This window comes from Dietzia sp. HMSC21D01, assembly GCF_001815995.1.
In the GTDB taxonomy this organism is placed as follows: domain Bacteria; phylum Actinomycetota; class Actinomycetes; order Mycobacteriales; family Mycobacteriaceae; genus Dietzia; species Dietzia cinnamea.
The window spans coordinates 1-11,267 of the sequence record NZ_KV823998.1 but is presented as its reverse complement, the minus strand read 5'-3'; the positions used below and the strand labels follow the sequence as shown (position 1 = coordinate 11,267).

At 72.1% G+C, this 11,267-nt stretch carries 13 protein-coding genes; 6 read left to right on the top strand and 7 right to left on the bottom strand.

Annotated features, from left to right (window positions below):
* From HMPREF3086_RS12235 to HMPREF3086_RS12225, 3 genes are all read left to right on the top strand, one after another.
* On the top strand, window positions 1-871 hold an 871-nt coding region (locus HMPREF3086_RS12235; RefSeq protein WP_070722109.1), incomplete at its 5' end, for a metal ABC transporter ATP-binding protein.
* Window positions 871-1,719 carry a metal ABC transporter permease gene (locus tag HMPREF3086_RS12230; protein WP_061227456.1) on the top strand — a complete coding sequence of 283 codons (849 nt, stop codon included), beginning with the start codon at window positions 871-873 and terminating at the stop codon, window positions 1,717-1,719. The genes HMPREF3086_RS12235 and HMPREF3086_RS12230, both read left to right, overlap by 1 nt.
* 23 nt (window positions 1,720-1,742) lie before the next feature.
* Window positions 1,743-2,759: an aminoglycoside phosphotransferase family protein gene (locus HMPREF3086_RS12225; RefSeq protein WP_232303121.1), complete on the top strand. Its 1,017-nt coding sequence runs from the start codon at window positions 1,743-1,745 to the stop codon at window positions 2,757-2,759.
* Between the two features lie 283 nt (window positions 2,760-3,042).
* On the opposite strand, the gene rlmB is transcribed toward HMPREF3086_RS12225, so the two are convergent.
* The 5 genes from rlmB to HMPREF3086_RS12200 are packed head-to-tail and all read right to left on the bottom strand — an operon-like array spanning window position 3,043 to window position 7,265.
* Window positions 3,043-4,011, bottom strand: a complete 969-nt coding sequence (rlmB, locus tag HMPREF3086_RS12220; protein WP_061916526.1) for a 23S rRNA (guanosine(2251)-2'-O)-methyltransferase RlmB — start codon at window positions 4,009-4,011, stop codon at window positions 3,043-3,045.
* A 1-nt stretch (window position 4,012) separates the two neighbouring features.
* Window positions 4,013-5,449: a cysteine--tRNA ligase gene (gene cysS, locus HMPREF3086_RS12215; RefSeq protein WP_070722107.1), complete on the bottom strand. Its 1,437-nt coding sequence runs from the start codon at window positions 5,447-5,449 to the stop codon at window positions 4,013-4,015.
* Window positions 5,450-5,477: 28 nt separating this feature from the next.
* Complete coding sequence (gene ispF / locus HMPREF3086_RS12210; protein WP_070722105.1) at window positions 5,478-5,960, bottom strand: 2-C-methyl-D-erythritol 2,4-cyclodiphosphate synthase; 483 nt, start codon at window positions 5,958-5,960, stop codon at window positions 5,478-5,480.
* Complete coding sequence (gene ispD / locus HMPREF3086_RS12205; protein ID WP_070722103.1) at window positions 5,957-6,748, bottom strand: 2-C-methyl-D-erythritol 4-phosphate cytidylyltransferase; 792 nt, start codon at window positions 6,746-6,748, stop codon at window positions 5,957-5,959. The genes ispF and ispD overlap by 4 nt, the downstream gene beginning before the upstream one ends.
* A gap of 22 nt (window positions 6,749-6,770) precedes the next feature.
* Window positions 6,771-7,265 carry a CarD family transcriptional regulator gene (locus HMPREF3086_RS12200; protein ID WP_061916532.1) on the bottom strand — a complete coding sequence of 165 codons (495 nt, stop codon included), beginning with the start codon at window positions 7,263-7,265 and terminating at the stop codon, window positions 6,771-6,773.
* Between the two features lie 196 nt (window positions 7,266-7,461).
* On the opposite strand from HMPREF3086_RS12200, the gene HMPREF3086_RS12195 reads away from it, so the two are divergent.
* Together HMPREF3086_RS12195 and disA are read left to right on the top strand one after the other, a co-directional pair.
* Window positions 7,462-8,031 carry a hypothetical protein gene (locus HMPREF3086_RS12195; protein WP_070722101.1) on the top strand — a complete coding sequence of 190 codons (570 nt, stop codon included), beginning with the start codon at window positions 7,462-7,464 and terminating at the stop codon, window positions 8,029-8,031.
* Between the two features lie 52 nt (window positions 8,032-8,083).
* Complete coding sequence (disA, locus tag HMPREF3086_RS12190; RefSeq protein ID WP_070722099.1) at window positions 8,084-9,142, top strand: DNA integrity scanning diadenylate cyclase DisA; 1,059 nt, start codon at window positions 8,084-8,086, stop codon at window positions 9,140-9,142.
* Between the two features lie 12 nt (window positions 9,143-9,154).
* Here disA and HMPREF3086_RS12185 read toward each other — a convergent pair whose 3' ends face one another.
* Together HMPREF3086_RS12185 and HMPREF3086_RS12180 are read right to left on the bottom strand one after the other, a co-directional pair.
* On the bottom strand, window positions 9,155-9,814 hold the full coding sequence (locus HMPREF3086_RS12185) for a hypothetical protein (RefSeq protein ID WP_063973016.1): 660 nt from the start codon (window positions 9,812-9,814) through the stop codon (window positions 9,155-9,157).
* 84 nt (window positions 9,815-9,898) lie between these two features.
* Entirely contained in the window at window positions 9,899-10,552 is a 654-nt protein-coding gene (locus HMPREF3086_RS12180; RefSeq protein WP_061916542.1) for a carbonic anhydrase, read from the bottom strand.
* A gap of 38 nt (window positions 10,553-10,590) precedes the next feature.
* On the opposite strand from HMPREF3086_RS12180, the gene HMPREF3086_RS12175 reads away from it, so the two are divergent.
* On the top strand, window positions 10,591-11,267 hold a 677-nt coding region (locus tag HMPREF3086_RS12175), incomplete at its 3' end, for an HhH-GPD family protein (protein ID WP_305790938.1).

The following is an 11,267-nucleotide window of genomic DNA, read 5'->3' as shown; positions in this document are numbered from 1 at the left end:
CGACCCGTCCGCCGACCACGAGCGCGGCGCCCCCGGGCCCGGTCCGGTCGTCTCCCTGCGGGGCGTCACCGTCTCGCGCGGCGGCCGCACCCTCATCCGCGACCTCGACCTCGATGTGCGGCCCGGCGAGTTCGTCGCCGTCCTCGGGCCCAACGGCGCCGGCAAGACCACCCTGCTCAAAGTCCTGCTCGGCGAGCACCGCCCCGACGCCGGAAGCGTCCTCGTCGACGGCCGGCCGCCGGGCGACCGCGCCACCCACCTCGGCTACGTCCCGCAGCAACGCGCGTTCGACCCCGGCATCACCCTGCGCGGCCGCGACCTCGTCGCCCTCGGGATCGACGGCACCCGCTGGGGACCCGGCCGGCCGTCCCGGCGCGCCGACAAGCGCCGCATCGTCGCCGACTCCCTCGCCCGCCTCGAGGCCACGACGTTGTCCGACAAGCCGCTCGGGCGGATGTCCGGAGGCGAACAACAGCGTGTGCGCGTCGCCCAGGCCATCGCCGCCGACCCGTGTGTCATGCTCTGCGACGAACCGCTGCTCAGCCTGGACCTCACCGGTCAGCGCACCGTCGCCTCCGTCCTCGATCACCGACGCCGCGAGCACGACACGGCGGTCGTGTTCGTCACCCACGAGATCAACCCGGTCCTGCCGATGGTCGACCGGATCGTCTACCTCGTCGACGGGCGGCACCGCATCGGCACTCCCGACGAGGTGTTCACCAGCGAGGTCCTGTCCGAGCTGTACTCCTCCCCCGTCGAGGTGTTGCGCGTGCGCGGACAGATCATCGTGGTGGGCGACACCCAGCACCTGTGTACCGAGCCCTGGACCACGGGACACCACCACGACCACACCGGGGACGGAGCGCACTGATGGACCGCCTGCTCGAGATCGTCGAGTCCATCGCCGACACCGAGACCACCGCCTACCTGCTGCAGCAGGACTTCGTGATCTTCGGTCTCGCCGCGATCGCGCTGCTCGGCCTGCTCTCCGGCGCGATCGGACCGTTCATCATCATGCGGCAGATGTCGTTCTCCGTCCACGGCGCCAGCGAGCTCGCCTTGACCGGTGCCGCCGCCGCGCTGCTGTTCGGGCTCAACCTCGGCCTGGGGGCCATCGTGGGGTCGGTGATCGCGGCGCTGATGTTCGGGATCATGGGCTCGCGGGCCTCCCAACGAGACTCCTCGATCGGGGTCGTGCTGGCGTTCGGCCTCGGGCTCGCGGTGCTGTTCATCCACCTCTATCCCGGGCGGTCCGGCACCAGTTTCTCCCTGCTCACCGGGCAGATCGTCGGTGTCTCCGAGAACGGCCTCGTGCAGATGGCGGTGGTCGCGGCAATCATCTGCGTGGCGCTCATCGCGCTGTACCGGCCGCTCGTGTTCTCCTCCGCCGACCCCGAGGTGGCCGCGGCGCGCGGTGTGCCCGTGCGGGCGCTCAACATGATCTTCGCCGTGCTCGTGGGGCTCGCGGCGGCGCAGGCCGTACAGGTGGTGGGCGCGCTGCTCGTGCTCTCCCTGCTCATCACCCCCGCCGCCGCGGCGGCCGCCGTCACCTCCAGCCCCGCGAAGGCCATCGGGCTGACGATCCTCTTCGCCGAGCTCGCCGCCGTGGGCGGGATGTTGCTCTCGCTCGCCCCCGGCGTGCCCGTCTCGGTGTTCGTCACCACCGTCTCGTTCGTCATCTACCTGGCATGTCGCGCGGTGGCGGCGGTCCGGCGCTGACCCCCGGTACTAGCGTGTGAGCCGTGAACAGCGACCACAGTGCTCACCCCGATGGTGGCCCCGCGGGCGCCGGCTCTCCGGTTACCGGCCCGGGTGCTCATCCTGATGGTGGCCCCGGTGCTCATCCCGCCGCCGCCGGGCTCGCGGCCATCCGCGCCGACTACCCCACACTGAGCTGGGACCGCGCCGAGCGGGTCGACGAGGGCTGGGACCACGTCGTGGTGATCTGCCACGGCTGCCACGGAGACGACGCCCTCGGGCACCGCGATCTGGTCTTCCGTTTCCCCGACGACGAGCAGGCGCTCACCCAGCTGCCCACCGAGATCGCGGTCCTGGAGCACCTCGCCGGGCGTGTGGAGGCGGCACTCCCCCGCTACTCGCACGCTCCCGAACACGGGCGGTTCGCCGGCTACCCGCTGGTGCGCGGTCAGCGCCTCACCCCGGAACTGCTGCACAGCCTGCCCCACCCTGAGAAGACGGTCATCGCGGGCCAGCTGGGCGCACTCCTGTCCGCGCTGCACATCCAGGACGTCTCGGGCCCGCCGCTCGACCGGGTCCCGTACTCCTACCAACCCGAGAACCTGGACTTCGTGCGCGGCATCGTCGCCCACGACCTGCCGTCGGTGTTCACCCCCGACGAGATGCGCACCGCCCACGAGATCTGCGACGAGGTCGGCGCGTTACAGTCCACCCTGCTGCCGCGGGTGTTCCTCCACAACGACGTCTACTCGCGCCACCTGTACTGGGACCGGGACTCCGCCCCCGGCCAGCTGGGGCTCATCGACTTCACCGACATGTGCCTGGGAGACCCGGCCGTGGACTTCGCCGAACTGTACGAATACGGCCCGCGCTTCGTCGAGGGCGTCCTGGCCCGGTACGTCGGCCGGGTCGACGACACCTTTCTCGACCGGGCGTGGACGTACCAGCGACTCGCCGCGCTCTACATGATCGCGGGCCACCTCTACTACGGGGTCGAGACGTGGGAGTACGCGCGCGCGGCGTTCGACCGCTGCCGGTCACCCCACCGCCCGCGGGCCTGAGCACGAAACAGGGCCCGCGCCACTCGCAGCCGCTCCCCGACATGGCGTCTCGCACCCGAAACTGCCCGGCCAGAACACAGCCGCGCGTCGGCATGGCGTCTCGCCAGCCCCGATGCCCGAGCGAGACGCCATGTCGACGGGCCGCGTGACATCCGCGGACGCGAGACGCCATGCCGACGGGCGGGGTGACATGTACAGGCGCGGCTGCCCGTGAACCGAAGTGGAGGGTCCGAGCGCACCGGTCAGCCGGCGACCGCGAGTCCGGTCAGCCGGCCAGCCGCCGTCAGCCCTTGACGCGCCGCTGCCGCGCGAACTCCGACAGCACCACGCCCGCCGCGACGGAGGCGTTGAGGCTCTCCACCTCCGAGGCGATCGGGATCGACAGGATCGAATCGCAGTTCTCACGCACCAACCGGGACAGACCCTTGCCCTCGGAGCCCACCACGATGACCGTGGGCCCGGTGCCGTCGTAGTCGTCCAGCGAGACGTCACCGCCGGCGTCGAGGCCGACGAGCTGCACCCCGGCCTTGGCCCAGTCGAGCAGCGTCCGGTTGAGGTTGGTCGCCCTGGCGACGGGGAGCCGGGCGGCGGCGCCGGCGGAGGTCCGCCACGCGACGGCCGTGATGGAGGCACTGCGACGCTCGGGGATGAGGACCCCGTGCCCGCCGAAGGCCGCGACCGAGCGGATGACGGCGCCGAGGTTGCGCGTATCCGTGATGTTGTCCAGGGCCACGAGCAGCGCGGGCTCGGAGGAACCCATCGCCATGTCCAGCAGGTCAGCGGGGTCGGTGTACTGGTAAGGCGGCACCTGGAGGCCGACGCCCTGGTGCATGCCGTTCGACACCATGCGGTCGAGGTCGGTGCGCGGCACCTCGAGGATGGAGATGCCCTTGCCGGCGGCGATGTGCACGGCCTCGGTCAGCCGCTCGTCGGCGTCCGAGCCGATCGCGACGTACAGCGCGGTCGCGGGAACGCCGGCTCGGAGGCATTCCAGCACCGGGTTGCGGCCCACCACGTACTCGGGGCCGTCGGCCTGCTTCTGTGCCTGGCGGCGGCGCTGCTGCGCGCCCTCGGCCTTGCGATTGGCGGCCTTGGCCCGACGGTGTGCCGGGTGGTAGGTCCGGTCCTCCGCCTTGGGGGTCGCGCCGCGTGCCTCCAGTCCTCGGCGTCGTTGGCCGCCCGACCCGACGACCTGGCCCTTCTTGGTGCCGGACTTGCGGATGGCTCCGCGCCGACTCGAGTTCCCTGCCATGTCAGTCCTTCCGGTGGGCGAGCGACCACTTCTGGCCGTCCGCGGTGTCGGCCACGTCGATACCCGCCGCGACCAGTCGGTCACGGATGGCGTCGGCGGTGGCGAAATCCTTGTCGGCCCGCGCCTGAGCGCGGGCCTCGAGCTCCGCGCGGACGAGGAGGTCGAGGGCGGCGAGGGCGGCATCGTCGCCGCCCGCGGCGGAGGTCCACTGCGGGTCCAGCGGGTCGACCCCGAGTACCGCGGTCATCGCCCGGACGGACGCGGCCGCGGTGAGCGCCGCCTCCGTCTCGCCCGCCGACAGCGCGGTGTTGCCGGCCCGGACCCGACCGTGGATCTCCGCCAGCGCGGCGGGCACCCCCAGATCGTCGTCCATCGCGGCGGCGAACGCCTCCGTCCACTCACCGACGGGCACCCCGGCGTCCGGCGCCCCGCCCGACCTGACGGCCTCGTCCACCCGCTGCACGAACGCCTCGATCCGCCGGTACGCGGCGGCCGCCTCCTGCAGGGCTTCGGGAGAGTATTCCAGCATCGAGCGGTAATGCGCACTTCCGAGGTAGTAGCGCAGTTCCACCGGCCGGACGGCGGTGAGGATGTTCGGCACGCTGAGCACGTTGCCGAGCGACTTGCTCATCTTCTCGCCGGCCATCGTCACCCAGCCGTTGTGCAGCCAGTAGCGGGCGAACCCGTCGCCGGCAGCGTGAGACTGTGCGGCCTCGTTCTCGTGGTGCGGGAACTGCAGGTCGAGCCCGCCACCGTGGATGTCGAAAGTGCCGCCCAGGTACCAGGTGGCCATCGCGGAGCACTCGAGGTGCCAGCCTGGCCGACCGTCGCCCCAGGGGGTGGGCCAGCTGGGTTCGCCGGGCTTGGCGGCCTTCCACAGGGCGAAGTCGCGGGGGTCCCGCTTGCCGCGGAGGTCGGCGGACTCGCCCTGGTCGACCTCGTCGAGCCGGTGGCCGGACAGGTGCCCGTAGTCGCCCTCGGGCGCGGCCGACCACGCCGCGACGTCGAAGTAGACGCTGCCCTCGGCCGGGTAGGCGTACCCGCGCTCGATGAGGCGTTCCATGTACTCGATCATCTGGGTCATGTGCCCGGTGGCGCGGGGTTCGGTGGACGGCGGTAGCACGCCGAGCGCATCGTAGGCGCGGGTGAACTCGCGTTCGTGGGTTGCGGCCCACTCCCACCAGGGGCGGCCGTTCTCCGCGGCCTTGGTGAGGATCTTGTCGTCGATGTCCGTGACGTTGCGCACGAACGCGACGTCGTAGCCGGTGGCGAGCAGCCAGCGGCGCAGGACGTCGAACGCGACGCCGGAGCGGACGTGACCGATGTGGGGTATGGCCTGGGGGGTGGCTCCACAGAGGTAGACCGACGCGTGCCCTTCCCGGACGGGGGTGAACTCCCGGAGGGAGCGGGTGGCGGTGTCGTAGAGATGGAGCGTCACGGGGCCCGAGTCTACCGGTGCGCCCGCGTCAGGCCCGGTACACCAGGGCGGTGGCGACGGCGGAGACCCCCTCGCCTCGACCGGTGAAACCCATGCCGTCGGTGGTGGTGGCCGAGACGGAGACGGGCGCGCCGATGATCTCGCCGAGCCGCTGTTCGGCCTCGACGCGCCGTGGGCCCATCTTGGGCCGGTTGCCCACCATCTGCACGGCGGCGTTGCCGATGGCCCATCCGTTCCGCGCCAGCTCGTCGCACGCCTCGCGCAGCAGTCGTTCACCGGAGACGTCGTCATATTCGGACCGGCCGGTTCCGACGAGGGCACCGAGGTCGCCGAGCCCGGCGGCGGACAGCAGGGCGTCGACCAGGGAGTGGGCCACGACGTCGCCGTCGGAGTGGCCCTCGCAGCCGTGGTCGTCGGGGAAGTGCAGGCACGCCATCATGCAGGGCTTGCCCGGTTCGATGCGGTGGGCGTCGGTGCCGATCCCGACTCGGGGGATGACGGGTCCGGTCACTTCTCCTCCTGGGGGCCGGCGGGGACGAACGCGCCGGGGTCGAGTTCGGCGAGGGCGCGGGCGTGGTCGTCGCCGGTGGTGATCTTGAACGCGAGCGGGTCGCCGGGGACCGTGGCGACGCGACCGCCGGTCCGCTCGACGAGTCCGGCGTCGTCGGTGGCCACGTCCCCGGCGGCGTCGTAGGCGGCGAGCAGGACGTCGGGCGCGAAGCCCTGGGGCGTCTGGACGGCGCGGAGGGCGGCACGGTCGGGGGTGCCGACGACATAGCCGTCGGCGTCGACCTGTTTGACGGTGTCGACGACCGGGAGGACGGGGACCACCGCGACCGCGCCGCCGCGGACGGCCGCCACGACCCGCCGGATCGCTTCGGGGGGTGTGAGGCAGCGCGCCGCGTCGTGCACGAGCAGGACGTCGTAGATCGCCGCGCGGGGGTGGCGTCGGTGGGAGGTCAGCGCCGCGAGTCCGTTGCGCACCGAGTCGGTGCGCTCCGCGCCCCCGGTTGTGACGACGACGAGGTGGTCGTAGTCCCGGAGGTGGGCCAGCTCCGACTCCGCCTGTGCGACGCGGTCCGCGGGGACCACGGCGACGACGTCGTCGACGGCGCCGGAGGCCAACAGGCCGGCGACGGCCCGCTCGAGCATGGTGCGGCCGTGTAGCTCGACGAACGCCTTGGGCAGTCCCGCTCCGAGCCGGACGCCGGATCCGGCCGCGGGGACGACGGCGGCCACCCTGCCCGTGCGGGCGGGGTGGCCGACGATACCGTGTCCGGGCGCGCGTTGACGCGTCATGCCGTCTGGTGGGCGGCGGGTGTCACGCCGGGGCGGCGGAGCCCAGCACCTCGTCGAGGAGGGCGTCCGCACGCTCCTCGTCGGAGCGCTCGGCGAGAGCCAGCTCGCCGACGAGCACCTGGCGCGCCTTGGCGAGCATCCGCTTCTCGCCGGCGGACAGGCCGCGGTCGAGGTCGCGGCGCCAGAGGTCACGGACGACCTCGGCCACCTTGTTGACGTCGCCGGAGGCGAGCTTCTCACCGTTGGCCTTGTAGCGGCGGGACCAGTTGGTGGGCTCCTCCGCGTGCTCGGTGCGCAGGACCTCGAAGACCTTGTCGAGACCCGCCTGGTCCACGACGTCGCGCACGCCCACGTACTCGGCGTTCTCGGCCGGTACCTTCACCGTGAGGTCGCCCTGTGAGACCTTGAGGACGAGGTATTCCTTCTCGGTGCCCTTGACCGTCCGCATCTCGATCGCCTGAATGGTGGCGGCGCCGTGATGCGGGTAGACGACGGTGTCGCCGACCTTGAACTCCATGAGTGGCTCTCCCCTTTCGACTGACCTATCTTAGCACGCCCTCAGTGCAGGCGTTTTCCGTTTGCGCAGGTCAGCAACGTGCCACGCGTGACGGCGCGATCGCGGGGGCGGGAGCGGGCACTCCGCCGCAGGTCCGGACCCGCCGTGGACTACGATGAGACCGGCCTGAGAGACGACCATCCCCGAGGAGCCTGACGTGACTTCACCGAACACCGGCCTGCGCCGCACCGCGCTCGTAGTCCTGGCCGTGGGCGCCGCCCTCGGGGCGTCGGCCTGCAGCGCCGGCCAGGTCTCGCAGACAGCCAACCAGGTCGCCGCGGTCGACGGTGGAGGCGGCGAGGTCGGCGACCTAGCGGTCAACGACCTGCAGGTGGTCGTCCCCGAGAACGGCGGAGAGGCCCGCGTCGGCTTCGTCGCCTCCTTCAGCGGCTACGGCCTGGGCGAGCCCGTCTCCCTGGACAGCGTCCAGATCGACGGGATCCCCGTCCAGCTCGGTGAGACGCAGCCGCTCGAGCGCGGCTGCTCGATCGTGGTCGACGCCCGCGAGAACGCCGAGCCCGTCCCGGTCGAGGGCGTGTGCGTCGAGCAGACCACCGCCACCCTGCCGTCGGCGGACGACCTGAGCATCGGCACCTCGGTGCCCGCCACCGTGTCCTTCTCCAACGGCGACCGGATCGAGACCAAGGCCGCCGTCGTCGGTGAGATCGTCGAGGCCGGCGAGTACACCCGTCCGACGGAGTTCGTCGGCGAGTCCGAGGGGCACTGACACGTCCGCCCTCTCCGCCCGCTCGGCCGACGGTTCGCCGGTCGACCCCGAGATGCGCGCCGTCCTGCGCCGTCTCGCCCCGGGCACGACGCTGCGTGACGCACTCGACCGGATCCGCCGCAGCGGCACCGGCGGCCTCGTGGTGCTCGGCGACGACCCGGTCGTCCAGGCCGTCTGCGACGGCGGCGTGGACCTCGACGTCGAGTTCACCCCGGCCCGCCTGCGAGAACTGAGCAAGATGGACGGCGCTGTCGTGCTGTCCACCGACGGGTCCCGCATCACCCGCGCCAACGTCCATCTCGTGCCGGACCCCTCGCTACCCGCGGTCGAGACGGGCACCCGACACCGCGCCGCCGAGCGGACGGCCGCGCACACCGGTGTGCCCACCGTCGCCGTCTCGGCGTCGATGACGACGGTCACCGTCTACGCCGGCGGTCTGGCCCGCGTGCTCGCGGACCCGGTCGTGCTGCTCGCGCGCGCCGACCAGACCGTCGCGACCATGGAGCGTCACGGCGCCCACGCCGCCCGCGCCCGCGCCCGACTCGACCGGGCGGAGATTGGCGACTACGCCTCCGTCCGCGACGTGGTGGCCATGGCCCAGAGACTGCTCCGCCTCGAGCGCCTGGGCGCCGAGCTCGCCGAGCTCACCGTGGAGATGGGCGAGTACGGCCGGCAGACCACTCTCCAGCTGGAGGAGCTGCTGTCCGACACCCCGGACGAACTGCGGGGCCTCGTCGCCGACCACCTGAGGGTCGAGCCCGTCGACGGTGATCGCCGCCCCGTCCCGACCGCCGAGCAGATCGACGCCGGGCTCGAGCGGCTGGCCGCACTCTCCGACGCCGACCTCCTCCTGCCCGCTCCCGTGGCCCGGTGCCTGGGGCTGCCGGCCGAGCCCGAGGACCTCGACGACCACGTGACCGCCCGAGGGTACCGCATGCTGACGCACATCCCGCGCCTGCGGCCGGTGCAGATCACGGCCCTCGTCGAGCGCTTCGGCTCGGTCCCGGCGCTGCTCTCGGCCGAGCAGTCGGACTTCGCGGACGTCGAGGGCGTCGGCGCGCTCTGGGCGCGGCACGTCCACCAGCGCCTCACTGGCCTGGGCATCGTCTGACCCGGGCGCGGCTCAGGACTCGGGGGCCTCGACGACGTTGAACGTGGCCGCCGGGCTGAAGACGTTCCCGACCAGCGCGTACACCTGGTACGCGCCCACCTCCACGGGCGTGCGGTCCGCCTCGGAGCACGCGCCCTCCGCCGAGCGGCGGCCGGTCCAGTCGATCTGCCGCGGCTCGGGCTCGTCGGGACGCAACTCGACCTCGTCCTCGTCGCGCGGGGTCGTGCAGTCGATGCTCGACCACACCTTGGAATTGTCGTCCAGGCGGTACACCTCGAACGACAACGGCGCCTCCGCCAGATCGCGGTCACAGGTCGTGTCCGAGACGTTGACGATGTTCACGAAGAAGCGCACGTCCTGCCCCACCGCCACGTTCGGCTCGGCGGGCCAGACATCCAGGCGCAGGTCCTCGTCCGCGCACCGTCCCCGCGAGGCGCCGCCGTCGTCGTCGCGTTCCGAGGTCCCGGTGGTCGACGTCTCCGAGGTGGCCACCGGCTCCGTGGAGCCCGCGTCACCGCCGGTGGCGGTCTCCTGGGTGTCCGTCCCGGTGTCCCGCGAGGCGAGGAAGAGCGCGAGCACCACGACCAGGACGGCGACGACCGCGACGACCACCGCGGCGACGCGGCGACGCACATAGACTTCACGCGGAAGGGGGCCCTGGGGTTCGTGCACGGGCCCAACTCTAGAGCCGAGCCCGCGCACCGTCGGACCTGCGGCGCGGCGTGTCCCCCAGACGGCGCCGCCGGTGGGTGGCCGCTAGACCGCGACCATCTCCTCGCCCGGGCCGTGCGGGACGTCCTGAACGTCCCCGATGGCGCTGCGGAGGTACGCGTGACCGTCGGAGAGCTTGTAGGTGACCCCGACGATCGCCAGACGGCCCTCGTCGATCCGGTCGCTGATGATCTTGGACCGCTGCTTGAGCAGTTCGCCCGTCTCCAGCACGTGGCGCGCCTCGAAGTCGTCGGTCGTGCTCAGTCCCTCGCGACGGCCGTTGAGGATCGACGGCGACACCTTCTCGACCACGTCACGCAGGAAACCGGGCGGGATCTCCCCGGTCGCCAACGCGTCCGTGGTGGCCTTCACCGCGCCACAGCTGTCGTGGCCCAGCACGACGATCAGAGGGGTGTCGAGCACGTGCACGGCGTACTCGATGGACCCGAGCACCGCGGTGTCGATGATGTGACCCGCGGTGCGGATGACGAACAGGTCACCGAGACCCTGGTCGAAGATGATCTCGGCCGCCACCCGCGAGTCGGAGCACCCGAACAGCACCGCCTTGGGGTGCTGCGCGGCGACGAGCTTCTCGCGCCGCTCGGTATTCTGACTCGGATGACGCATCTGGCCCTCGACGAACCGGTGGTTGCCGTCGCGCAGCGAGGCCCAGGCACTGATCGGGTTGGTATGAGGCATGTCTCATATTGTGCACGTACCTTCCGGAGGGTTCATCGGTGACCTCCCCCGGGGCCCACGGCATCGACACCCGCTCCCTGCTCTCCTGGTTCTCCCGTGCCGGCCGTCCCCTGCCGTGGCGTGAGGACGGCGTGAGCGCCTGGGAGATCCTGCTGTGTGAGGTGATGAGCCAGCAGACGCCGGTCACCCGGGTCGAGCCGGTCTGGCGCGAGTGGCTGGCGCGGTGGCCGGGCCCGGCCGAACTCGCCACCGCCTCCCCCGCGGAGGTGATCCGCATGTGGGGCAAACTCGGCTACCCGCGCCGTGCGTTGCGACTGCGGGAGTGCGCTGTCGTCGTCGTCGACACATTCGGTGGTGAGGTTCCCACCGACGTGGAAGACCTGCTCTCCCTGCCGGGCGTCGGCGACTACACGGCACGCGCCGTCGCCTGCTTCGCGCACGGCCAGGCCGTCCCCGTGGTGGACACCAACGTGCGGCGCGTCGTCGCCCGCGCGGTCAACGGGGTCGCCGAGGCGGGTCCGCCGTCGATCCGGCGCGACCTCGCCGCCGTGGAGGCGCTGCTCCCCGACGATCGCGAGGAGGCGGTGGCGTTCTCGGTCGCGATGATGGAACTGGGCGCGCTCGTGTGCACCGCGCGGAGCCCCGACTGCGACGCCTGCCCGCTCGCCGCATCGTGCGCGTGGGTCGCCGGCGGCAGACCCGCGTGGGACGGGCC

Excerpts from the sequence above, each read along its gene's own strand:
- rlmB (WP_061916526.1), bottom strand. The coding sequence starts at position 4,011 with ATGGCAGGGAACTCGAGTCGGCGCGGAGCCATCCGCAAGTCCGGCACC.
- disA (WP_070722099.1), top strand. The coding sequence starts at position 8,084 with ATGCGCGCCGTCCTGCGCCGTCTCGCCCCGGGCACGACGCTGCGTGAC.
- HMPREF3086_RS12230 (WP_061227456.1), top strand. The coding sequence starts at position 871 with ATGGACCGCCTGCTCGAGATCGTCGAGTCCATCGCCGACACCGAGACC.
- ispD (WP_070722103.1), bottom strand. The coding sequence starts at position 6,748 with ATGACGCGTCAACGCGCGCCCGGACACGGTATCGTCGGCCACCCCGCC.
- HMPREF3086_RS12180 (WP_061916542.1), bottom strand. The coding sequence starts at position 10,552 with ATGCCTCATACCAACCCGATCAGTGCCTGGGCCTCGCTGCGCGACGGC.
- HMPREF3086_RS12200 (WP_061916532.1), bottom strand. The coding sequence starts at position 7,265 with ATGGAGTTCAAGGTCGGCGACACCGTCGTCTACCCGCATCACGGCGCC.